This is a genomic window from Dietzia timorensis, from assembly GCF_020742175.1.
In the GTDB taxonomy this organism is placed as follows: Bacteria; Actinomycetota; Actinomycetes; order Mycobacteriales; family Mycobacteriaceae; genus Dietzia; species Dietzia timorensis_A.
Genome location: NZ_DYXM01000103.1, coordinates 21710 through 44590 on the forward strand (window position 1 = coordinate 21710; position 22881 = coordinate 44590).

25 protein-coding genes are annotated in these 22881 nt (G+C 64.9%); 19 read left to right on the plus strand and 6 right to left on the minus strand.

Features of this window, described 5'->3' with window-relative positions; all coding sequences use genetic code 11:
- Window positions 1-20 precede the first annotated feature (20 nt).
- A complete protein-coding gene (gene eccD / locus K8V11_RS05425; protein ID WP_303911456.1) occupies window positions 21-1553 on the minus strand; it encodes a type VII secretion integral membrane protein EccD in 1533 nt (510 codons plus the stop codon).
- A 211-nt stretch (window positions 1554-1764) separates the two neighbouring features.
- Between eccD and eccCb the strand changes: the two genes are divergently transcribed.
- From eccCb to K8V11_RS05445, 4 genes are all read left to right on the plus strand, one after another.
- Window positions 1765-5805, plus strand: coding sequence for a type VII secretion protein EccCb (eccCb, locus tag K8V11_RS05430; protein WP_303911458.1), 4041 nt, complete (start codon window positions 1765-1767; stop codon window positions 5803-5805).
- A 103-nt stretch (window positions 5806-5908) separates the two neighbouring features.
- Window positions 5909-6682 (plus strand): hypothetical protein, encoded by a 774-nt coding sequence (locus K8V11_RS05435; RefSeq protein WP_303911460.1) that lies wholly within the window; start codon window positions 5909-5911, stop codon window positions 6680-6682.
- 109 nt (window positions 6683-6791) lie between these two features.
- Window positions 6792-7139, plus strand: a complete 348-nt coding sequence (locus tag K8V11_RS05440; RefSeq protein WP_303911462.1) for a WXG100 family type VII secretion target — start codon at window positions 6792-6794, stop codon at window positions 7137-7139.
- A 20-nt stretch (window positions 7140-7159) separates the two neighbouring features.
- A complete protein-coding gene (locus K8V11_RS05445; protein WP_303911464.1) occupies window positions 7160-7444 on the plus strand; it encodes a WXG100 family type VII secretion target in 285 nt (94 codons plus the stop codon).
- A gap of 3 nt (window positions 7445-7447) precedes the next feature.
- On the opposite strand, the gene K8V11_RS05450 is transcribed toward K8V11_RS05445, so the two are convergent.
- A complete protein-coding gene (locus tag K8V11_RS05450; protein ID WP_303911466.1) occupies window positions 7448-7843 on the minus strand; it encodes a hypothetical protein in 396 nt (131 codons plus the stop codon).
- A gap of 99 nt (window positions 7844-7942) precedes the next feature.
- Complete coding sequence (locus K8V11_RS05455; RefSeq protein ID WP_067475963.1) at window positions 7943-8773, minus strand: CoA ester lyase; 831 nt, start codon at window positions 8771-8773, stop codon at window positions 7943-7945.
- 118 nt (window positions 8774-8891) lie between these two features.
- On the opposite strand from K8V11_RS05455, the gene cobF reads away from it, so the two are divergent.
- Entirely contained in the window at window positions 8892-9650 is a 759-nt protein-coding gene (gene cobF, locus K8V11_RS05460; RefSeq protein ID WP_303911470.1) for a precorrin-6A synthase (deacetylating), read from the plus strand.
- Here cobF and K8V11_RS05465 read toward each other — a convergent pair.
- Window positions 9647-10567 carry a LysR family transcriptional regulator gene (locus tag K8V11_RS05465; protein ID WP_303911472.1) on the minus strand — a complete coding sequence of 307 codons (921 nt, stop codon included), beginning with the start codon at window positions 10565-10567 and terminating at the stop codon, window positions 9647-9649. The two genes, cobF and K8V11_RS05465, sit on opposite strands and share 4 nt — an antisense overlap.
- 190 nt (window positions 10568-10757) lie before the next feature.
- Here K8V11_RS05465 and K8V11_RS05470 point away from each other — a divergent pair, with 190 nt between their 5' ends.
- The 12 genes from K8V11_RS05470 to K8V11_RS05525 all read left to right on the plus strand — a co-directional run bounded on the left by K8V11_RS05470 (window position 10758) and on the right by K8V11_RS05525 (window position 20950).
- Window positions 10758-12029: an aromatic acid/H+ symport family MFS transporter gene (locus tag K8V11_RS05470; RefSeq protein ID WP_303911474.1), complete on the plus strand. Its 1272-nt coding sequence runs from the start codon at window positions 10758-10760 to the stop codon at window positions 12027-12029.
- The gene (locus tag K8V11_RS05475; RefSeq protein ID WP_303911476.1) at window positions 12022-13209 is read left to right on the plus strand and encodes a 4-hydroxybenzoate 3-monooxygenase; all 1188 of its coding nucleotides are present in this window, start codon (window positions 12022-12024) and stop codon (window positions 13207-13209) included. Before K8V11_RS05470 ends, K8V11_RS05475 begins: the two co-directional genes overlap by 8 nt.
- Window positions 13206-14000 (plus strand): protocatechuate 3,4-dioxygenase subunit beta, encoded by a 795-nt coding sequence (gene pcaH / locus K8V11_RS05480; protein ID WP_303911480.1) that lies wholly within the window; start codon window positions 13206-13208, stop codon window positions 13998-14000. The genes K8V11_RS05475 and pcaH overlap by 4 nt, the downstream gene beginning before the upstream one ends.
- 12 nt (window positions 14001-14012) lie before the next feature.
- Entirely contained in the window at window positions 14013-14609 is a 597-nt protein-coding gene (gene pcaG / locus K8V11_RS05485; RefSeq protein ID WP_303911482.1) for a protocatechuate 3,4-dioxygenase subunit alpha, read from the plus strand.
- Window position 14610: 1 nt separating this feature from the next.
- The gene (locus tag K8V11_RS05490; RefSeq protein WP_303911484.1) at window positions 14611-15702 is read left to right on the plus strand and encodes a lyase family protein; all 1092 of its coding nucleotides are present in this window, start codon (window positions 14611-14613) and stop codon (window positions 15700-15702) included.
- A gap of 69 nt (window positions 15703-15771) precedes the next feature.
- Entirely contained in the window at window positions 15772-16179 is a 408-nt protein-coding gene (gene pcaC, locus K8V11_RS05495) for a 4-carboxymuconolactone decarboxylase (RefSeq protein ID WP_303911486.1), read from the plus strand.
- 67 nt (window positions 16180-16246) lie between these two features.
- Window positions 16247-17257 carry an ATP-binding cassette domain-containing protein gene (locus K8V11_RS05500; protein ID WP_303911488.1) on the plus strand — a complete coding sequence of 337 codons (1011 nt, stop codon included), beginning with the start codon at window positions 16247-16249 and terminating at the stop codon, window positions 17255-17257.
- Window positions 17254-18105, plus strand: a complete 852-nt coding sequence (locus K8V11_RS05505; protein ID WP_303911490.1) for an ABC transporter permease — start codon at window positions 17254-17256, stop codon at window positions 18103-18105. Before K8V11_RS05500 ends, K8V11_RS05505 begins: the two co-directional genes overlap by 4 nt.
- A gap of 11 nt (window positions 18106-18116) precedes the next feature.
- Window positions 18117-18542 (plus strand): GNAT family N-acetyltransferase, encoded by a 426-nt coding sequence (locus K8V11_RS05510; RefSeq protein WP_303911492.1) that lies wholly within the window; start codon window positions 18117-18119, stop codon window positions 18540-18542.
- Window positions 18543-18642: 100 nt separating this feature from the next.
- Window positions 18643-19026: a DUF1992 domain-containing protein gene (locus tag K8V11_RS05515; RefSeq protein WP_303911494.1), complete on the plus strand. Its 384-nt coding sequence runs from the start codon at window positions 18643-18645 to the stop codon at window positions 19024-19026.
- Between the two features lie 14 nt (window positions 19027-19040).
- A complete protein-coding gene (locus K8V11_RS05520; RefSeq protein ID WP_303911496.1) occupies window positions 19041-19484 on the plus strand; it encodes a VOC family protein in 444 nt (147 codons plus the stop codon).
- Window positions 19485-19558: 74 nt separating this feature from the next.
- On the plus strand, window positions 19559-20950 hold the full coding sequence (locus K8V11_RS05525; protein ID WP_303911498.1) for a serine hydrolase: 1392 nt from the start codon (window positions 19559-19561) through the stop codon (window positions 20948-20950).
- Here K8V11_RS05525 and K8V11_RS05530 read toward each other — a convergent pair.
- Both K8V11_RS05530 and mftR read right to left on the minus strand, forming a co-directional pair.
- The gene (locus K8V11_RS05530) at window positions 20932-21492 is read right to left on the minus strand and encodes a dihydrofolate reductase family protein (RefSeq protein WP_303911500.1); all 561 of its coding nucleotides are present in this window, start codon (window positions 21490-21492) and stop codon (window positions 20932-20934) included. The genes K8V11_RS05525 and K8V11_RS05530 overlap by 19 nt on opposite strands.
- Before the next feature lie 60 nt (window positions 21493-21552).
- Window positions 21553-22191, minus strand: a complete 639-nt coding sequence (gene mftR / locus K8V11_RS05535) for a mycofactocin system transcriptional regulator (RefSeq protein ID WP_303911503.1) — start codon at window positions 22189-22191, stop codon at window positions 21553-21555.
- A gap of 196 nt (window positions 22192-22387) precedes the next feature.
- On the opposite strand from mftR, the gene mftA reads away from it, so the two are divergent.
- Window positions 22388-22498, plus strand: coding sequence for a mycofactocin precursor MftA (mftA, locus tag K8V11_RS05540; RefSeq protein WP_303911504.1), 111 nt, complete (start codon window positions 22388-22390; stop codon window positions 22496-22498).
- Between the two features lie 2 nt (window positions 22499-22500).
- Entirely contained in the window at window positions 22501-22830 is a 330-nt protein-coding gene (mftB, locus tag K8V11_RS05545; RefSeq protein ID WP_303911506.1) for a mycofactocin biosynthesis chaperone MftB, read from the plus strand.
- Window positions 22831-22881: the final 51 nt, after the last annotated feature.

Sequence of the window (22881 nt, forward strand, 5' to 3'; positions counted from 1 at the left end):
CTGTGACTGAAGCGGCGCGGCTAACCACGAACGGCCTGGACGATGCCGGCGGCACACAGAGCGAGTGGAATGACCGAGCAGGTCAGAAGCACGTCGAGAATGTCCACGGCGCGACGGGCCGTGGGTGTGAACTCCTTGGTGGGAACCCACCAGCCAACGGCCACGACGATGGCGGACACGGCGATGCACAGCACGGCGAATACCGACAGCCACACCAGGGTTTCCACATTCCAGAACGCCGTGGATGCGGTGGACAGGAGTGTGATGGCGCCAGACGTCATACAAACTTTTCCGCATATACGCGAGGGGACTGTGCGCACTCTAAGACACAGCCATGCCGTAAGGACTAGAGCCCAGGCGATCGTCCACCGGGACGTGTCGGGCCCGAGGACCGCGATCGCCGCACCGCCGGCTACACAAGTAGAGGACAGGGCGGTCAAAGTGAAGAGGAGGCGTGAGGAGCGAGCGGAAAAGTGGTGAACCTCGGCCATATCGAGGGGATCGCCTACGGACTTCGAATCGATCGTTGCGCCCGGCAGCGGTAGTGCGGAGAACGCCACGGCCAGGGACGGAGAGAAGAGGTTGACGCCCCAGCCGATCATGCTGAATCCGACGCAGACCTGTGTCGGTGAGAATTCCGCCCACCAAACGAGGATGGCACCGACAAGTACGGCGGTTGCGAGAACGGAGACCCCCACGAACGCATCGCGTTCGAGGTGGGGGTAATCGCTCCGTCCCGTGCGCTCGGGTACGGAATCGATGCGAGTGAATGCGGACGTCGATGCGCCTAGTGCACCGAGTAGGAGTGATGCGCTCGCTCCGGAAACGACGTGGATTGCGCCAGGGTTACCGGGGACCACTGATGCCGCAGCTATAAAAACAAAGCCGCTCGCAAAACCGATTCCACCGAGAGTCGTCGCACCGCCGACGCCGTGGACGCGGAAGATCACGGTAAAAGCGAGAGTGACCACTGCTGCGACGACGGCGACGGCGGCGGTGGCTTCGGTCGAGCCACGTAGAAGACTGACGACAAGTACTGCTGTGAGAAGTGCCGCGATTGCTCCCGAGAGCATGACCGACGCATGCTTTGAATCCTCGGGGCGCCACTCGTCCGTGGTGGTTTGGGCGGATAACGCGGCGAGCGAGTCGTCCCACAAAGGCGTGGGGGTGGCTGCTGGCGGAGCTGCGAGAACCAGTGGTTCGCCGTCTACGACGCCGACCTCTGTGAGGGTGCGGTCGTCAGGAATGGCTTCTCCGCCAAGCCTGGACAACTCCCAGGCTCCATGCGGGCCCGGCCCGCAGAGTTCGTCGACGAGCGAGCCTTCGATCACCGAGGGGGCGGCGCGAACGTGCTCGAAGAAGATGTCGGCGACACCACCCAGCAGGGTCGACACGGGTTCGTGCGCCGGCAGGGTGATGTCGACGCAATGCCGCCCGCACACCACGGAGACGCGTCGCGCTTGCCGCGGTTCGACGCCGTAGGCGGCGGGCACTGCGGGGTGGCCTTCCGACGCGTCGTCCATAGACGTTTCGGCATAGGGTGGGGCAACCATCCGACTCCTCTTTCGTTCCGGGCCTTTACGCCGACTGTGTCCGAGATGTAGCGCACCCCACTCGGTAGCGGGCTGGCTTAGCATCCTCAGCGGAAGTGCATACGAGACGACGATCGCGACCAATGCTTCGCCTCGATATTCAACATCGACGCCGCCAGGCTGTGGGGGCGCTACATCGCCGCAGGCGACCGAGCGGGAAGTTTTACTGACGATGACGATCGCTGAAGCGGCCGAGAGCGCGGCTCCCGGAACGCCTGAGCAGGCTGCGGCGGGAGGCGGCCTGCCGTTCGTGCTTCACGCCCCACCGCAGCTGGCCCGTTCGACCCCGCAGTCGATGATCGTGCGGCTGATGCCGGTGATGATGCTCCTGGCGACCGGCGGAATCATCGCCGTCATGGTGACCTCGGGTGCGGGGCGCAGCCCGATGATGTTCATGTTCCCGGCGATGATGGCGATGTCGACGATCGCGATGCTCGTCGGAAATTGGCAGGGCGGTAGTCGGAAGCTGGAGATGTCCGAAAAGCGAAGGGACTACCTGCGCTATCTCGATCTGACCCGAAGTGACCTCATCGAGGCAGCGGAAAACCAACGTCGGGCACTACTTCGTAGACATCCGCACCCGAACGAGCTCACGGCCTTGGTGGGAGGCGAATCGGGCCGAGCTCGCAGCGCCGAAACTGGGACGGACGAGCATATTGCTGTACGGCTCGGGCTAGGCACCGTTGTATTGGATCGCCCGCTCGTCGCCCCCGAATCGGGACCGGTCGAGGATCTGGAACCGGTATCGGTGACAGCGCTTCGTCGGCTTGTGCGAGCACACTCGTTCGTTCGTCATGCTCCGGTGGCCGTGGAAATTCCCAGTTACCCGGTTGTGAGCGTGTTTGGCGAACCCACCCGTGTGCGCGAAATGCTGCGAGCTATGGTCGGACAACTGGCGGTGGGCTTTTCCGAACGACGAGTTCGGATCGCCGTCGTCGCGGGCGGCAAGGTAGCGGCGGGTGAATGGGACTGTCTGAAGTGGTTGCCACACCATTGGGACCGCGAATTTCTCGACGCGTCCGGACCGGCACGGCTCCATGAGGAGTCACTGGAACGTCTGGAGTTACTTGTCGGCTCGCCGCCGTCGGGGACGGATGCCCATTTGTTGGTTATCTGCGACGGCGTTGACATAGGAGATGCCACCTGGCTTGCTCCCGCGCCATCTTTGGAACGTGTCACTTTCGTTGAGGTGTGCGCGTCCCAGTCGACGCAGCTACGGCGACTGGCCGAACGGGACGGGTTAGCACTTCATCTGGTCCCGGTCGGTGAGAGGGATCTCGTATACGCCAACGAGGTGGTCGTAGGAAAAGAGCTTTTTCGGGCCGACAGGCTTTCGCTCTCGGAGAGTTCAGCATTGTTCGCAAAGGTTCTCCGCGAACGCTCTGACAGTTCCGGGCGCAACGTGCCGAGTCGGGGTATCGGCGTGGAACACAGCCATCGAGGAGGGAGCGGTGGTGGTTCACCAATGCGCCCGTTCGCAGATCTCGTTGTTGAGGGCGGTGAAGGGCCGATCGCCTCGATCCTTGCTGGATGTTCAATCTCTTCGGGCAAGCTAGACGCGCCATGGCCACACCGGTCTGGTTCCGACAAGCTACGAGCGGCTGTGGGGGTCGACGGCTCTGGTGCGCCCGTGTACCTCGACCTCAAGGAATCGGCGCAGGGCGGGCACGGGCCCCATGGACTGTGCATCGGCGCGACCGGCTCGGGCAAGTCGGAGTTCCTCCGAGCGCTGGTACTCGGGCTGGTCGCCACCCACAGCCCGGAACAACTCAACCTCGTTCTCGTCGACTTCAAAGGAGGCGCGACGTTTGCCGGCATGGATCGGCTGCACCACGTCGCCGCGTCGATCACGAACCTGGCCGACGAGCAGTTTCTCGTCGACCGCATGCGGGAAGCTCTTGAAGGTGAGCTCGTCCGACGTCAGGAACTGTTGCGTACGTGCCAAGTGGCCAAGGTGGACGACTATGAGGCGGCGCGGCGGTCCGATCCTGACTTTCCCGGACCGCCATTGCCTGCGCTTGTGCTTGTAGTCGACGAATTCTCCGAACTGCTCACGGCGCGACCCGACTTCATCGACCTGTTCGTCCAACTCGGCAGGCTGGGGCGAAGCCTGCATATCCATCTGCTTCTGGCCTCCCAGCGATTGGAGGAGGGGCGCCTGCGCGGGCTGGAGAGTCACCTGTCATACCGCATCGCGCTGAAGACCTTCTCCGCCGCCGAATCGCGCGTTGTGTTGGGCAATTCGGACGCCTACAACCTGCCGGCCACACCCGGTGCAGGCTATCTCAAGACCGACGCCGGACAGGCACAGCGCTTCGACTCCTTCTTCGTATCGCAGCCCAACGGGCAAAACTGTGCGGCAGCTCCCCGCGCGCTGTCATTCGTGTCGACGGTGCCGCAGATCGTGCCCTTCAACGCCGCGTACACACAGGCCGCGCCCATCCCGCTCAACCCCTCTAAGACCCATGAACCGGAGGAGAATCCACCAAAAGAAAGTGACTGGGATTTGCTCAACAATGGTCTGGCCGGCGTCGGTGTCAAGGCTCACGAGATTTGGCTTCCGCCGTTGGAGTCGCGCATCGACCTCGGTCAATTCGGCGGAGTCGAACTCGTGGCGGCTACAGCCGAGAACGAAGCGTTCCCATCTGTTCCCTGGGCCGTTATGGACTTGCCATTTCAGCAAAGGCAAAACCTTTTCCAGGTCAACTTCTCGAGCGCCGGAAGTTCGTCGCTCGTAGTCGGAGCCCCGCGCAGTGGGAAATCCTTTGCACTTGTTGCCATGGCGATGTCGGCAGCGATACGTGCACGGCCGTCTCATCTTCACATCTATGGAATCGATTTCGGCGGCGGAGTGCTCTCGGCGTTGGAGCGGCTACCTCACACCGTGGGAATCGCGCGTAAAGGCGAAAGAGACAAGCAGCGGCGGATCGTAAGGAGCGTTGAGGCTGAAATCTCGAAGAGGGAGGAGGCGTTTCGCACCCGCGGGCTCACGTCCATCAGTCAGTGCCGGACGCGAGCCGATGATTATACGGAGGCATTCTCCGAGATCGTGATACTCATCGACGGATGGAGTGCAGCTCGCACCGAGATCGCCGACCTTGATGAGACGATCGGTCAGATCGCGACTCAGGGCCTAGCCGTAGGGGTTCATGTCGTCGTAGCCGCATCTCGGTGGATGGATGTACGCCCGGTGGTACGTGATTCATTGTCAACGCGAATCGAATTACGAATAATCGACCCGGCCGACTCCATGTTCGGGCGCCGAGCCGCACAGGTTATACCTCCCGAGTACCCAGGTCGTGGGATGGTCGGAACCGGCCAACTTATCCAGATCCTGGCGCCCGAACTCGATGCGCGGAGCAGAGATGGGGACGAAGCGTATGACCGCGCGGTCGATATCGCCGGTGAACTAGACAAGGTCTCCGACGCTTGGGCGTCGGCCAGGCCTGGTGAGCGCGCGCCTAAGATTCGCCTGCTTCCAGACAAGGTGCCGTTTGCGGATCTTTCCGGAATCTTGGCCGCGGCGCGGTCGCGGGCAACCGCTACTTCGATGTTGCCGCTGCCCGTCGGAATCGAGGAAGAAAACCTCGCGCCCGCATACCTCGACCTCATCACCACACCGCTGGTACTTGCATTCGGAAACGCAGGAAGCGGCAAGACCATGCTCGTCAACGTCGTAGCAACGGCAATCATGGCGAGTGCACCTGCCAGCGACGTTCGGATACTGCTCATCGACTACCGCCGCAAACTAAAAAACGCCGTGGCGAAGGAGTATTTGGCGGGAATCGCGAGTACCGAGGAGGAACTCGCGCCGATGATCGATCATCTCACCACCGTCCTCAAGGATCGTTTGTCGGTCAGCGCCTCCGAGCGGGAGCCGAGCCCACGGATCATCGTCCTGGTGGACGACATCGATCTCGTGGCCGGATCGTCGGGTAACCCACTTGCGCCTCTCGTTCCACTGCTTGCTCATGCCGCAGAGATCGGGTTCGCGCTCGTCCTTACTCGTCGCGTGTCCGGCGCCGCGCGCTCGGCATTCGATCCGGTGATGCAACGGATGAAGGATCTCGGTGCAGCGGGGATCGTCATGGATGGAACCAAGGATGAAGGAAAACTCGTCGGCGAGCTTGTCGCGCGGCCGCTCCCGCCAGGTCGTGCGCAGTTCTACACCAGAGATGCCGGCGCCACGATGTGGCAACTTGCCGTTAAATAGGCCCAACGAAGTAGGACCAACCGTGTGCCCAGCAGCCCGTACCGCCGCCATCGATATATCTTGTGGCCACCTCATACCTGCGACACTGCAGGGAGTCGTCGGTATGCGCCCCGCCGTTATCCTGTCTTCCGACCCGAGGCTGTCGCAGCGAGGAGTCGAGCGACCGGCGCACAGGGTCCTGTGCAGCCCGGAAGTGGACGATATCGCACGAGAAAGCCCTGAGGCCGTCATCACCGAGCCATGGGCACTGATCGATTGTGCAAAAACACGTATCGACGGAGTGGCGATCGACTTCGAAGAAATAGCGGGCGCTACGCTACGCCGAGCACGACGCTGGCTGGAATCGCAAGAGGGCGCGGCTGCCCGGCAGGCACACCTGATCATCCCGACGAGCTGGGGAAACGTTCGAATAGCCCGAGCCGTGAGCACGGCCTCGTATGTGGGGATCGAGGCGACACCGGTGAGAGCCGCGCTACTTCTTTCCGACGCTCTGAGTAGCTCTTTCGCGAAGTGGAATTACACGGTGGAGCTCAGCAACAAGGGCGCCGCTGTCACTCTCATCCACCGTCAACAGCGAACACTGACAATTATTTCCACACGTGTCGTTCTCAGAGTAGACCCCGACGACGACGTCATCGACGGCTTCGCCGCACGTGTTGTTGACTGCATAGTCGGCCTGCGGGACGGCCACCGACCAGCTCAAGATGGTTCGCACGAGGTGCTCGTCTGCGGGCAGGGAGCGCGAATGATCGTTTCCGAATGCGATGCGCGGCGGCTGCTCAGTTTTCCCGTTCCAGCGCAAGCGATCGCCGAAACCGCGGTCACGCTTCCATTTCCGAGGAAGACCAGTAGACGCCAGAAAGGCGATTCAATGTGAAGCCTCGGGAACCGACGGACGTAGTAGGGACGTCCTTATAGGTGAACGGCATGAATACCAAAACTTGCTCACCGCGCTTGCGATGCGTGTGAAGTGAAAGGACTTACCGATGACCGAACAAGCCCCCGGAGGAAGTGGAGCGCTCAAGGCCGACAGCCCGGTGCTCCAGACGGCTGCTGGACACGTCGACTCCACCAATGAAGCAATCAGCGGCCAACTCACCTACGTCCGTGGAGTTGTCGACCAGCTCGCGGGCGCCAGCTGGCAGGGCTCCGCCGCGACCGCCTTCGCGCGAGTGATGACGGACTGGGACGGCGCAGTGGCACGGCTGAACGGCGCCCTTGCCGGAATCGCCGACCAGCTCCGGGTGAATTCCTCGAACTACGACGCAGAGGAAGAGGCCAACACGGCCGCAATCAACCGTGTCGGCTCAGCCGGCCCGCTCCACATCTCCTAGCAGAATCGAAAGGACACTTCATGGGAACGATAAGTTACAACCACGGGAACATCGCCGCAGGGGTAGCGCAGATCAACACGTCCGTCGGCAATCTCAACGGCACGCTCGACCAGCTCCGTGCCTACCTCCAGCCCCTGGTTGCCACGTGGGAGGGCGAATCCGCGATCGCTTATCACGCGCTCCAACAACAGTGGGACACTGCAGCAGCGGAACTCACGTCAATGCTCGGGGCGGTCGCCGTTGCCACGGGGCAGGCCAACGACGGTATGAGCAACATGGATCGCAAGCTCGCGGCCGGTTGGTAAGAACTAGCGCGGACCGTATTGGTACGGATCGTCGACACCGGGCATCGCCGCAGCAGACATAGTCGTCACCGACGGGTTGGCGCGCGCGAGGTCACCGAGCTCGGCGCTCCGTGCCTTCGCACGGCGCCAACCTCTGACGCGTTCTTCGTACGGGGTCTGACTACCTACCTTCACCCAAACGACCACGGGTAACAGTCCGACCATGCGCAGCACCGCTACAAATGGGAACACGAGCCACTGCAGCAGTGATTCCAGAAGGAAAAACGGGGTGACCAAGAGCGCCGGAATCATGAATGGGAACGTCACGATAAACAGTGCCGCGGAGATGATCGACGATATCGGGCCATCACCTACGGTCGTGCCCCAGTCAGGTACCCAATCCCATGCGCGCGAAGTCAATGACCTCGTCCTGCTCTTCCAGGGAAGCCAGCGGCGGCCGGACCTCACGCGCAGATTGTGCGGGGCCGAGGGAGTCGAGGTCACGACGGATTCGACGAATTAGTCGGTCGCGGCGAATGCGTGCGCGAGACGGGAGATCTTCTGCGCTCTTGCGAGTCGCGGGAGGTCCGAACCGTCCTTCGCGCGCTCGCCACCCTGGCCAAGCTCTTCGATGACGGACTCCGCCCAGGACACATCCGCAGCGGAAGGGGAGAGCACCTCGTTGATGTACGGGGCCTGGTCGACGCGGAGACACAGCTTGCCGGTCATGCCCATCTCGACCGCGTGCTCGGCGGCTTCGCGAAGCACGGCGACCTCGTTGGAAATCGTCGGGCCGTCAATCGGCGGGGCGACACGCGCCACGCGCGAGGACACGACGAACTGCGAACGCGTGTAAGCGAGCGCGAGAGGGGAGGAGCCGATTCCGGTATCGCGGCGGTAATCACCGATACCGAAGGCGAGACGAACGACCGGCTTGGTCTTGGCGATGTGAGTCGCCGCGGCCAGGCCATCGGCAGACTCGACGAGCGCGACGATCGGCGTGCCCTCACGCAGACGGGCCGCCGTGAGCGATACATGCTCGGAGTTCTCGGTCTTCGCGAGCATGACGCCCTGCAGGTTCGGGAGGTTGCCGAGCATCTCGAGATCCTTCTCCCACTCGGGAGAACGAACGTCGTTGATCCGGATCCAGGCCTTGCCGCCGTCCTTGAGCCAGTCACGCACGTGCTCGCGTGCTGTGACCTTCTCGGCCGCCGGTACCCCGTCCTCTACGTCGAGGAGAACAACATCCATTTCGGAAGCTACCGCGGCATCGAAATGCGCGGGCTTATTGGCGGGCAGCAGCAGCCAGGAGCGTGCTATCGCGGGCGAAATGGTGTGAATCGGGGACATAGGCCTACCGGAAACCTTCCAGCAATCATCTTGAGGAAATCTAAACCGTGTATACGATACCGCGCCGATCCCCGGCCCTGCGCATTTGGCACCTGCGCGGGGTAGATACGCTGGGGCGATGCGCACCATCGTCGCCATCGGTATCGGCACCGGAAACCCCGCACATCTCACCGCGCAGGCCATTGACGCCATACGCTCGCTCGATATCGTGCTCCTTCTCGACAAAGGGACCGACACCGAAGACATGCGCGCACTCCGCTCGAACATGCTCACTACCCATGGCGGTGAGAAGCTTCCGGAGGTCGTGACCATCGAAGACACCCCGCGCGATCCGGAGCTCGCCAGACGCGACTACCGTGCCGCGGTCGCCGAATGGCATGCGCGCCGGGCGAACAAGATCTCCGACGTCATCCGCGAAAAACTGGATGACGGCGGGGTCGCCGGCTTCCTAGTGTGGGGAGACCCCTCGCTGTACGACTCGACGCTTCGGATGCTCGAGCAGGTCCGCGAGGCGGGCGAGGAATTCGAGCTTCGCTCGATCCCGGGAATCGCCGCGCCGATGGCGCTGTGCGCCGCGTTTGCGATCCCGGCGAACCGGGTGGGCGAGCCGATCCACATCACGACGGGGCGCAAACTGTCCGAAACGGCGCCGGAACTGCTGCGGAATTGCTTCGTCATGCTCGACGGCGGTTGCGCGTTCCGGGACGTGGCGAGCGGGGATACCGAGATCTTTTGGGGCGCCTACCTCGGGGATACCCGGGAGATCCTCATTCACGGCCGGGTCGGGGACGTCGGCGCGGAGATCGCCGAGGCGCGCGAGCGAGCGCGGGCCGAACACGGGTGGATCATGGACACCTATCTGCTGCGAGCGCCCTAGGTCTGGTGCCCGCCGTCCGGGGACGGATATGCCGACTGCAGCGTGAGCGTGGCCACGTCGAAAAGCCACTGCTGAGACGGAGAGCGCGAATGCGGCTGGCGCGCGTAGAGCGCGACCTCGACCTCCTCCATCGGCCACGGGGAGTCAACCCAACGTAGCGGGTGCGAGGCGGCGAAGGACTCGGCGATGAACAGCGGCACGATCGCCACGGCGTCCGAGTTCGCGAGCAGGTAGGGCAGAGCGGTGAAGCGGGGAACGACGGCGTCGAGGCGCACCTTGCGCGCCTGCTGGCGATCGAACGGGCTGCTGTGGCCGGTGACGCCGCGGACGGCGACGTGCCGCTCGCCGTCGAGCGCGGCGGCGGAGATCTCGGCGCCAATGCGCGGATGATCCTCCGCGAGAACCACAACGTAGCGCTCGGTGAACATCACCTCCCTTTGCACGTTGCGCGAGGTGTAGACGGCACTGGAGATAAACGCGTCGATCTCGCCGCGGATGAGCTGATCCTCGACCTGGTCGATATCGAGCGGCAGCACCTCGAGCGACAGTTGCGGACCGGAACGGCGCAGCGCGTTCGCGAGGTGCGGAAGCGTGGAGACCTCGCCCGCATCGGACAGAGCGATGCGGAAAGTCGCGGGCTCGGCTGCCGGGATGAACGGCGCCGAAAGCCGGAAGGCAGCGTCGATGCGGTTGAGGGCCTCGACGAAATTCGGGTACGCGCGCCTCGCGGCCATCGTCGGCGCGACACCGCCAGGGGAGCGGACGAAGAGCTCGTCATTCATCGTGCGCCGTAGACGGTTGAGTGAGTGCGTGACAGTCGGCTGGGTGATGCCGAGGATATCGGCCGCAGCGGTCACCGAACCGGAGTCATACACAGCGACAAAGGTCCGCACCAGGTTGAGATCGGTCGACGCCATGACATCACTATAGATAGCGTCTATGGATAGGGTGAAAAATATTGATTAGACGCATGTGATGACGACCACTATCGTCCTGTGGTGTGGGTCTCAGTAGTGCGTGGATGTGCTGCTCGAGCACGGTTCGGTGGCCACGTGGTGAGTCGCCGGGCGCCCAACGTTTCGACCTTCAGCCCGAGGAGTAACGCTCATGCCACATGCATCTAACGCGAGCACGTCGCTCGCCCCGCGCTCCGCATGGCCGGCGCTGATCTGTTGGTTCGCCGTATTCCTCGACGGGTTCGATCTTGTCGCGCTCGGCGCCATCATCCCCGACCTCCTCGACGGCGAGGTCCTCGGATTCACCAGCAGCTCGGTGACGACCGTGTCGACGATGTCGCTGGTAGGCGTGGCCCTGGGCGCTTCGCTCGTCGGCGTCATCGCCGCGCGGATCGGCCGGCGCAAACTGTTGGTCGCGGCGACGGCGCTGTTCTCGCTCTTCACGCTCCTCACCGCGTTCGCGCCTTCCGTCGAGCTGTTCGGGATCTACCGCTTCATCGCCGGCATCGGCCTCGGCGCGTGCCTACCCTCGGCGCTGGTCATCATCTCCGAGCACATGCCCGCCGAGAAGCGCTCGCGCGCGAACACATACACGATGACCGGATACCACGTCGGCGCCGTCGCGGCCTCGCTCGTCGCGCTGAGCTTCTCCCCGAACTGGCACATTCCGTTCCTCATCGGCGGACTGCTCGGCCTCGTCGCCGTTCCGCTCATGTGGTTCGGGCTCGAGGACGACATGGCCCCGAAGCCGGCCCGGGCAACGCTCGTGGAAGCAGAGACGGCGCCGCAGCAGCGCAAGGAGTCGATCTTCAGCGGGCGGTGGCGTGCGATCACCATCGCGGTGTGGGTCGGCAGTTTCATGGGGTTGCTGCTCGTCTACGGCCTCAACACGTGGCTTCCGCAGCTCATGCGCGTCGCCGGTTACGACGTGTCCGATTCCATCGTCATGCTGTTCGTGCTCAATGTCGGTGCGGTCACCGGCCTCGTCCTCGCCGGTCAGGTCGCGGACCGGGCGGGTATCCGACGCACCGCCAAGCTGTGGTTCGCCATGGGCACGATCTTCCTGGCTCTACTTTCGTTGCAGGTGCCCAACGCGTGGCTGCTCAACGCGATGATCTTCATTACCGGCGTCTTCGTGTTCAGCTCGCAGGTCCTCATCTACGCCTACATCAACACGACGTACCCGGACTCGGCCCGCCCGACCGCGATGGGCATGGCCGCCTCGGTCGGACGCTTCGGCGCGATCGTCGGCCCGCTGGTCACCGGCGCGCTCGTCACCGCCGGCATCGCCTATCCGTGGGGCTTCTACTTCTTCGCCGCAATAGGGCTCCTCGGACTCATTGCCGTGTGGATCGTGCCGAACGAGCGCAAGGTGCGCGCCGAAGTCGAGGCGGAAAATGGCAGGAGGACCATCGATGCGTGAACGCACGACCATCGGCATTGTCGGCGGCGGACCCTCGGGCCTGATGCTCTCCCACCTCCTGCACCGCGAGGGCATCGAGCACATCGTGGTCGAGGCACGCTCACGCGCGGAGATCGAGAACACCCACCGCGCCGGCATCCTCGAGCAGGGCTCTGCGGACATGCTTGTCGACGGAGTCAGCGACAGGGTGCTTCATGACGGCGCACGCCACGATGGCATCGACATCCGCATCAACGGCGACTCTCATCACGTCGATTTCCAGGGGCTCGTCGGCGCCTCGACCTACCTTTACCCGCAGACCGACGTGTTCATCGATCTCGCCGACGAGGCCGGCGAAGACGGTCGGGACGTCCGCTTCGGACTCGGCCCTGTCGAGGTCGACGACCTCACCGGCACACCGGTGATCTCCTATGTCGATCCGCACAGCGGAGAGCGCATAGAGATCAAGTGCGAGTTGCTCGTCGGCACGGACGGCTCGCGCAGCACGTGCCGCCGGTCGATACCCGAAGGGGAGCGGCGCGCGTTCTACCGCGAGTACCCCTTCGCGTGGTTCGGCATCATGGCCGAGACGCCGCCGAGCCACGACGAACTCATCTACGCCCGTAGTGATTCCGGGTTCGCGCTCATCAGCCAGCGAACCCCGGAACTGCAGCGCCTCTACTTCCAGTGCGAGCCGGGCACCGACCCGAGCGACTGGACGGACGAGGACATCTGGGCGACTTTCAGAAAGCGCGTCAACTTCGGCGGCTTCGAGCTCAACGAGGGACCGATCATCGATAAGACGGTGCTCGGCTTCCGCAGCTTCGTCTCCGAGCCGATGCGATGGGGCAACCTCCTCCTCGCCGGCGACGCCGCGCACACCGTGCCACCGACGGGCGCCAAGGGCCTCAACCTCGCGCTGCAGGACGTGCGCATCCTCGCCGAATCGCTCACCGAGTGGCACTCGACCCGCTCCGAATCCGCGCTGGCCGACTACAGCGAGCGGTGCCTGCGCCGCGTATGGAAGGCGCAGAACTTCTCTTACTGGATGACCTCGATGCTCCACGCCAACCCCGAGGCCTCGGAATTCGACCAGCGCCGCTCGGTCGCCGAACTGCGGACGGTCGTCGAATCCGAACACGGAAAAGCCTGGCTCGCCGAAAGCTACACCGGCTGGCCGAACGAAAGGACACTCCCATGAGCGCACCCGCGCACACCACACAGCCCGGCCCCGACGACGCGGCAGACACCCAGGCCGAGATCTCCCGGCAGATCGCCGACATCGAGGCCGACTACCTCGATCGCAGAGAGAGCACCGGCCACGAGCTGTCCTCGCGTCTGGACTACCCGCCGTATCGCAGTTCCCTCCTGCGCCACCCGACCCGCGCCTTCGCGAAGGTCGACCCGGAGGCGATCGAGCTTACGTCCCCGGCATTCGGACACCGCGACGTCAGCCCCCTCGAAGCGGACCTGACAATCCAGCATGCAGGCGAGCCGCTCGGCGAGCGCATCACGATAGCCGGCCGCGTCGTCGACGGCGAGGGCCGGCCGGTGCGCAACCAACTCGTTGAGATCTGGCAGGCCAACTCGGCAGGCCGCTACGTGCACAAGCGCGACCAGCACCCGGCGCCGCTGGACCCGAACTTTACCGGCGCCGGCCGCTGCCTCACCGACGACAACGGCAATTACCGCTTCCACACGATCAAGCCCGGCCCATACCCGTGGAAGAACCACTCGAACGCCTGGCGCCCGGCGCACGTGCACTTCTCGCTGTTCGGCACCGATTTCACCCAGCGCATGGTCACCCAGATGTACTTCCCCGGCGACCCGCTGTTCTCGCTCGACCCGATCTACCAGTCGATCGTCGACCCGAAGGCCCGCGAGCGCCTCATCGCCACATACGACCACGACCTCACCACACCCGAATGGTCGACCGGGTATCGCTGGGACATCGTGCTCACCGGCGCGCGCCGCACCTGGACCGAGGCGTAGAAAGGACATCACATGCCAAAACTTCTTCCCACCCCAGCTCAGACGGTTGGACCGTTCTTCCACTACGCACTTCCCTACGAGCGCGGTAACGAGCTCGCCGTCCCGGGAGCCGCGGATACCGTCGTCCTGCACGGGACCGTGTATGACGGCGCCGGTGCCCCGGTTCCGGACGCCCTGATCGAGCTGTGGCAGGCAGACGAGAACGGCGAGGCGCCCAGCCCGGCCGGGGCGCTCCAGCGCGACGGCATCACCTTCACCGGCTACGGCCGCTGCGCCACCGACGCCGAAGGCCGCTACCGCTTCTTCACCCGCACCCCGGGCGCGATGGAAGGCCAGCAGGTGCCGTTCTTCTCGCTGTGCGTACTCGCGCGAGGGCTGCTCGATCGCGTGTTCACGCGCGCCTACCTCGACCCCGCGGGGGTCGAGAAGGATCTCGCGGACGTGCCGGCCGAGCGGAGAAGCACGCTCGCCGTCATCCGCGAATCCGACGCCGGCGGGCGCGAGCGCTACCGTTTTGATATCCACCTCCAAGGCACCGATGAGACTGTGTTCCTGGAATTCTCGCCCGCCACGGCGAGCCCCGACGAGGTCCTCGAGGCGCAGAACTGACATGGCAGACCACGGATTCCTGTCACCCGGATTCGCCCGCGCGGACGGGCTCGACGACGACCACCTCGCCAAGGCAATGGTTGACGTCGAGCTTGCCTGGGCCACCGCGACGGGCGCGGATTCGGCGCGCCTGGACCGGCTGCGCGACGCGGCCGCGAAGATCGACCCGTCCGAGGTCGCCGGCGGGCTGGAGACCGGTGGAAACGCGCTGATCCCGTTGCTCGCGCAGTGGCGCCGCACTCTCGACGACGCCGATGCCCGCGCGCTGCACACGGGGCTCACCAGCCAGGATGTCATCGACACTGCGTTGGTTCTGCTCACCCGCGATGCGTTCGCCACCGCGCAGGCGGACCTCGCCGACGCAGCCACCGCGCTCGACGGGCTGGCGGCGGAATTCGCGCACGCCCCCGCCGCGGCCCACACCCTCGGGCAGGCCGCCGAAGGCACGACGCTCGGGCTGCGCTTCGCTCAGTGGGCCGCCGGTTTGCGGCGCGCCGATGATGCGCTCGGCCGCGCCGAACTGCCGCTGGCGTTCGGGGGAGCGGCGGGTACGGCCCGCACCCAGAGTGCCGGGGACGTCGCTCGGTGGGGCGCAGCGCTAGGGCTCGCGGTGCCGGGGTTGCCGTGGCACACCTCGCGCTGGCCGGTGCTGCGCATCGGTGCGGCCGCCGGCGAGGCTATCGCGGCGCTCGGCAAGATCGGCGGCGATGTGTTCACCGCCTCGCGTACCGAGATCGCCGAACTCGCCGAACCCACGGGAGGCACCTCGAGCGCGATGCCCCACAAGCAGAACCCTGTCCGCTCGATCCTGCTGCGGCGTAGTGCGATCGCGGCGCCGGGGCTCACCTCCACCCTCTCCGTCGCCGCCGGACTCGCCGAGGACGAGCGCCCCGCCGGCGCGTGGCACGCGGAATGGGAGGCGTGGCGCACGCTGCTGCGTCATCTGCGGACCGCCGCGAGCATCGGCGCGGAGTTGTGCGCCGGCCTCGTCGTCGACGCCGATCGCGCCGCCGCCCACTCCGCGGGGCTCACGCCTCCCGATCAGGCGCGCATCGCTCAGCTCATGGACGGCAAGGACAACACCCGTCGATGACGTCGCACCCCGCCACCGCCGAGCGTGGCGGAGCACCCGACCATCCGTAGACACCGAAAGAACCGCGTTATGACCGAATTCGAAAGCACCGTCGGCCGCGCCGACCGCACCAACGAACAAGCCCGCGCGGAAGGAATGCGCGTGCGTCGCGAGGTGCTCTCCGACGCCCACGTCGATCGTGCGGAAGCGAACACGACCGAGTTCACCGCCGATTTCCAAGACCTCATCAGCCGCTACGCGTGGGGAGAGATCTGGAACCGGCCGGGGCTCGACCGGCGTATGCGCAGCGCGGTGACACTCACCGCGATGATCGCGGGAGGGTACTGGGAGGAGTTCGAAATGCACGTGCGCGCCGCGGTGCGCAATGGGCTTACCCACGACGAGATCAAGGAGATCGTGTTGCAGTCGGCGATCTACTGCAGCGTCCCCGCCGCCAATTCCGCGTTCAAGATCGCCGCTAACGTGCTCGAAAGTTAATTAGCTCGGCAAATCTGGGGGACTTCCCCCATAGGAAATTGTCGGAACCGTATGGCACTGTGATCGGGTGACTGAGAAAACCGGCCCCGATCGGGCCATCGCCGTAGAGGCGAAAGACCTAGTCAAAAAATTCGGCGACTTCACTGCAGTTGACGGAGTGTCCTTCCAGGTCCCCAAAGGGTCCGTGCTCGGTGTGCTCGGCCCCAACGGCGCGGGCAAGACCACCTGCGTGCAAATGATGACAACCCTGCTCACGCCTACCTCCGGCACCGCGACAGTCGCCGGGTACGACGTGGTGACACAACCGAAGCAGGTCCGGCAGTCGATGGGACTGACCGCCCAGTCGGCGACCGTGGACGAACTGCTCACCGGCCGCGAAAACCTCCGCATGATCGGAGACCTATACGGGCTACCCGGTAAGCGGGTCAAGGAACGAGCGGACGAGCTGCTCGAGAAGTTCTCGCTCAGCGATGCCGCGAACAAGGTCGCGAAGAGCTACTCGGGCGGCATGCGCCGCCGCCTCGACCTGGCGGCGAGTCTCGTCGCAGCGCCACCGGTGCTGTTCCTCGACGAGCCGACCACCGGACTGGACCCGCATGCCAGGCTCGAACTTTGGGAGGTGCTGCGCACTCTGGTCCGAGAGGGAGCCACGCTCGTCCTCACCACCCAGTACCTGGACGAGGCCGACCAGTTGGCCGACAATATCGTGGTCATCGACCGGGGCAAGGTCATCGCGGAGGGCACGCCGCTGCAGCTCAAGGACCGCTCGGGCGCGGCATCTCTCGTGGTCACCGTGTCCCGCGCCGAGGAGGTCGATCAGGCCGAGGAGATCCTGCGCTCGCGGGTGGCCGAAGTACACGTCGACCGCGATGCACGCCGGATGACGGCGCCCAGCGAGGGCGTCGGCGCCCTAGCCGCCATCGCGAATGCGTTTGCAGACGCCGGGATCGAACTCGACGACATCGGGCTGCAACGCCCAAGCCTCGACGACGTGTTTCTCGGCCTCACCGGGCACCGCGCCGAAGACACCAGCAACCTGGGCGAGGACGCCGACAAGATCGCCGAGGAGGCGAAATGAGCTCAGCGAATATCTCCGGTGTGATCACCGAACAAGAGGAGCCGGCGCGCCCTCTCGGCCCCGGATTCGGCCGCCAGGTCTCGACGATGGTGCGCCGCAACCTCACCCACATCAAGCGTCAGCCGGAAAACCTCACCGACGTCACGATCCAGCCGATCATGTTCGTCGTCCTGTTTGCGTACGTCTTCGGCGGAGCAATCAGTGCCCCCGGCGGCTCGTACCGCGAATGGCTCCTGCCCGGCATCATGGCGCAGACGATGACCTTCGCCGCGTTCATCGTCGCCGCCGGGCTGTCGCAGGACCTGGAGAAGGGCATCGTCGACAGGTTCCGTTCGCTGCCGATCTCCCGCGCGTCGGTCCTGGTCGGTCGGTCGGTGTCGTCGATCATCCACTCGATGATCGGCATCATCGTCATGTCGATCACCGGCCTGTTCATCGGTTGGAAAATCCACGGAAACATCGCGGAGGCTCTCGGCGGATACCTTCTTCTCCTCGGCTTCGGCTTCGCGATGATCTGGATCGGTATCCTCGTCGGCTCGGCGCTCAAGAGCGTCGAGGCCGTCAACGGCGTCATGTTCGTCACCGTCTTCCCCGTCACGTTCCTCGCCAACACGTTCGCCCCGCCGGAATCCATGCCGACGTGGCTACGCACGATCGCCGAGTGGAACCCCATTTCCGCCGTGGTGCAGGGCATGCGCGAACTCTGGGGCAATGCCCCGGCCGCCGGTGCGGATGCGGCGCTTCCACTGCAGCATCCCGTTATCGCGACGCTCATCTGGGTCGTCGTCCTCACCGCGGTTCTCGCCCCGTTGTCGCTGCGCGCGTTCAACCGCCGAACCAGCGGCTAAAATTCGGCTCCATGAGTTACGAAATTCGCAGCGGCACACCTGATGTCGAGGCGTATCTGCGCCTGCGAGCCGACTCGGGTCTCACCCCGAAGACACGCGAGCAGGCCGAAGCCGGTCTCCCCGGAACGTGGCGCGGCTGCCACATCGTCGACACCGACACCGGGGAGATTGTCGGGATGGGCCGCATCATCGGCGACGGAGGCTGGTACTTCCACATCGTCGACATGGCCGTGCTCCCCGCGCACCAACGTCGCGGCCTCGGCGACCAGATCATGTCCTGGCTTCTCGACACCATCGAGGCCGAGTCCCCGCCCGGGCGCTTTGTCACCCTCATGGCCGATCCGCCCGGCCGCGCCCTGTACGCAAAGCACGGCTTCATCGAGGCGCCGGAACGCTCCGCGGGTATGGGCCTCTGGAATGGCCGGATTCGCCGCTAACGCAAGGGATTCACGTATGACGTCGGAGGAACCAGACCACGAGCCGACTGATTCGCCGCCCCCACAGGACAAGGGACTGCCAAGGCGCAAACCGCCGGGCGTGACTTTCGAGACATTTGTAGAGCGGCAAATTCGTCAGTCGATCGAGCGCGGCGAGTTCGAAGATCTGCCGGGTGCCGGAAAGCCTCTACCCAAGCGCGGCGGGGGAGAGGACTGGTGGATCAACCAACTCATTGAACGGGAGGGGCTCCACGGGCACGAGCTCCTCCCGCCGGCGCTGCGCCTGCGACGCGAACGCGAGCTACTCCCCGAGAAGGCGCGTGCATGCCGCACCGAGGCCGAGGTGCGTGAGCTCGCCGCGGATTACAACCGCGACGTCGCCGAGGAAGTTCGTCGCGGCGTGGGCAAAGGGCCGAACATTCCCGTGCGCAGGATCGATCCGGATACTCTGGTCACCACGTGGCGGGACGGCCGCCACCCGTAAGGAAGCAGGACCTCATGTCCACCGCAGCCCAGCCCGAGCGACTTTCCCATCCCATGGTGTTCATCAACCTCGTCGTCGAGGACGTGAAGAAGGCGATCACCTTCTACCGCGCTCTCGGGTGGCACGAAAACGAGATCTTCCGCGACGAAACGTCCGCCTCGATGGAGGTCAGCGACAACATCGTCGTCATGCTGTTGGAGAACAGCAAATTCTCCCAGTTCAACGACCGCGAAAGCTATACTCCGGGCGGGCCCCGCGAGGTTCTCAACTGCATCCAGCTCACCTCCCAGGAGGACGTCGACACGTTCGTGGATCGCGTCCGCGAGGCCGGCGGCAAGATCACCCGCCAACCCGAAGCCCAGGGCCCGATGTACGGCGCCGCCTTCGACGACCTCGACGGGCACGGTTGGGAACTGATGTGGATGGACCCCGAGGCCCTCGCGCAGATGGGCGTCTAATCTCCCGCGAATCGGGGTCGACTTAGTGGTCATCCCCGATGTGCCCGGGACGACCTGCTCATAATGTGAGCGTCGTGAAAACGACATGGCCCTGGGTATTCGTAGCGGTGGCGGCCGCGGTCGGCGCGCTTGTCGCCGCGCCCGTCGCAGCTGCAACCAAGCCGGACCCTGCCACGCCTGCAGAGACATTCGCCGCCCACACCGACGCGCCCGGGGTTGCCGTGGCGGTGGTCGACCTCGATGGCCACGTCCTCGACTCGAGCACATTCGGCCGAGACGGCAACGGAAACCCGATCGACACCGACACCCCGTTCGTCTGGGGGTCGGTGTCGAAATCGGTGACGGCCGCCGCGGTCCACGACGCCGGCGTGAATACCGACCTCCCCGTCGTCGACGCGCTGCCCTTCCTTACACGGGCGTCGCCGCTGGGGCGAAACGTTACCGTCGGTGACCTCCTCAACCACACGAGTGGGCTGCCGCACTCGCTCTCCGCCACCGATATCGACCGGAGCGCCGGTGCGCTCGAAGTCCTCGAAGGTCCGGACTCTCCACTGCTCGATGTCGACATCGACGAACGCGGCGGGTTTAACTACTCAAGTCTCAACTACCTCCTGCTCCAGGCTATTCTCGAGCGGCAGGGCGACCTGAGCTCGCTGCTGGAGCGCAGTGCGTCCGGCGTCATAACCTCCCAGCACGAGTTCTCGGACGCGGTTCCGCCGGGGCACGTGCCGGTTTTCGGGCTCAATAGGCCACGGAACGTCGAGCAGGACCACGCCGGTCTCGGCTATGGGTATCTCGCAGGCTCCGTGGATGCGCTCGCGCGGTATGCAGCCGAGCAGGCGCGACTTCGCGTTGCCGGTGGGCCGGGTGAAAGGCTGCCGGACACCCTCGCGCGTGACGGCACCAGGTACGCCTCGGGGTGGTACGTCGACTCGGGCGAGGGCGCGACTGGACGCGGGGCGAACTATCGCCATTCGGGAGCGGTGCCCGGCTACTTCGCCCACGTCGCGCTGGCTCCCGACGACCGGAAAGCGGTGGTGATCGTGGCGAACAGGTACGGGGAAATGGAAGCCGGACGCATGTCGGCGGAAGCCGAGCGCACGGTGGCCGCAGCGCTCGACGAATCGGGCAGCGCGGCCGCTTCGCCTGGGCGACCGTGGGGTTATGTGCTGGCCATGGTCGCAGGAGGGATCGCCGTTCTCCTGCTCTGGGTGCGGGCGGCATTCGCCTGGCGCACCCGCGCCACGAGGTCGGAGACGGGCGCTTTGCTCGAGGCGTCGGCCGTGGGGCTGGCCGCGGCCGCGGTAATCGCGGTGCCCGCCTACCTCGGGTATCCGGTCGCTCTCATCGCACGGTGGGCGCCCGACGTGGCGATCCTGCTCGGCGCCTTCGGTGGATTCGCGGCGCTGCTCGCGGGGGTGTGCTCGGCGACAGCCCTCACCCGGCGCTACCGCCGAACGTCGTAGCGCACCTGCACCATTCCGTTGTCGAAACGACGCTCTCGCGTGAGCTCGAGCTTCGAGAACACCCCGGCGGGGAAAACCGGGCTCCCGCCGCCGACGATGATGGGGCAGAGGAGCAGCTCGACCTCGTCGACCATCCCGCGTTCGAGGGCGGAGCGGGCGAGAATGGGCCCCTCGATGGTGAGATTTCCCTGCGCGCCGTATTTGGCGGCGCGGAGAGTCTCTGTGGTGAGCTCACGTTCGAGCCGGGTCCGCTCGGTCCACACCGACTCCAACGAACGCGAGAACACGACCTTGTCGGCGGCCTTCCATGCCTCGGCGAATCGCTCCAACTCCGGCGACTGGGCGGAGAGCGCGGGGTCGGTTTCCCACACGGCCATCTCCTGGTACATGCGGCGGCCGTACAGATACGTGCTGACATCCCGCAGGTCCTCGTTGATAGCCGAGATCACTTCATCCGAAGGCTCCGCCCACGAGTAATCCCCGTCCGAATCGGTCTGGTAGCCGTCCAGCGAACACGCAACTGAAAATGTGACTTTGCTCATGGGTCAATAGTTCCAGTGGTACGTCCGTTATGTGTTCTGTTTTCGCGAGAAAACTTCGGCTCAGTCGAGGATTTCACACGCTTTCTGCAGGTAGCCGTGTAGTGCCTCCTGCGAACCCTTCTCCTCCGGAAGCGAAAGCCAGGCTTGGTACGAGGACATCGCGATGCCCTGGGCGGCGTGCGCCACGGCCAGTGGGATGAGGTCGGTGGTGTTCTCTCCTCGCCGGTCCGCGACGAACTCGGCGATTGCGGCGCGCCAGTCCGAGTACATGAGCACCGAGTGCGCCTGGAGCTCGGGCTCGTCGAGCAGTAGTCGCATCCGCGCCCGGTGCACGCGGGTCTCCGAGGCGGGGAAGGTATTGAAGAACACGAGCGCGTCGGCGAGGGCCTCGCGAAGGGGAAGCGCGTCGTCAATAAGAAGAAAATGCTCGCGCATGACGGCGATCTGATCGGAAAACTCACCCCAGGGAATCGCGGCCTTGTTCGGGTAATAGCGGAACAGCGTGCGCCGAGAGATTCCCGCCGCCACGGCGATGTCCTCAACATTCGTCGAGGCGAACCCGCGGGCGGCGAACAGCTCCATGGCGGACGTAAAAATGCGCTCCCGGCTGGTCGAAGGCCGGCGCCCGGGGGCGTGATCGATGTTGCCGTTCGCTGCGCGCGCGTGGTCTCGGGGCGTGTCGGGGGAGTGCGAAGCCATCGTCTTCCCCCTTCTCTTTTTGTGTCCATTAGTGCAGTTCGACGGCCCTATGATGCCACCTTACCGTGATGTTTGCGGACAAAAACTCCGCAAGCCATTGCAAATGGCACTGGGTGCCAATATGATGTGGAACACACCAAGGACGGCTTTGGTGTGAGGAGGGCAACACAGCCCGCCTGTGTGCACGACGAGTTGGTTGACAGCACTAAGGAGGTTCGTCATGGACAGCACTCGCAACGACGAGGTCATGCTCGACGAGGCGCTCATCGAAGAGGTCTCGATCGACGGTATGTGCGGGGTGTACTGATCATGCCCGCAGCAGCACCGGCCGGTATCCACCAAGATTCGCAGGCAGAAGCCGGCGCGGGTTTCGCGCTGGATGCCGGCTGGCGCCTGCACCCGCACGTGGCACTGCGTCCCGAACCCTTCGGCGCGCTCCTGTACCACTTCCACACGCGCAAGCTTTCTTTTCTCAAGCACCCGGCGATCGTCGAGATCGTCAAGACAATGGCCGATCACGACACCGCGGCCGCAGCCATCAGGGACGCCGGCGTGGATATCGACGACCCGCACGTCGCCCGTCTCTACATGCATGCGCTCGGCCAGCTCGCCGAGTCGCAGATGATCGTTCCCCAGTAAGTCGCCCCACAGCGCCCGGTCGCCCCCGCGCCGCGCTCTCCCACAGGAGGT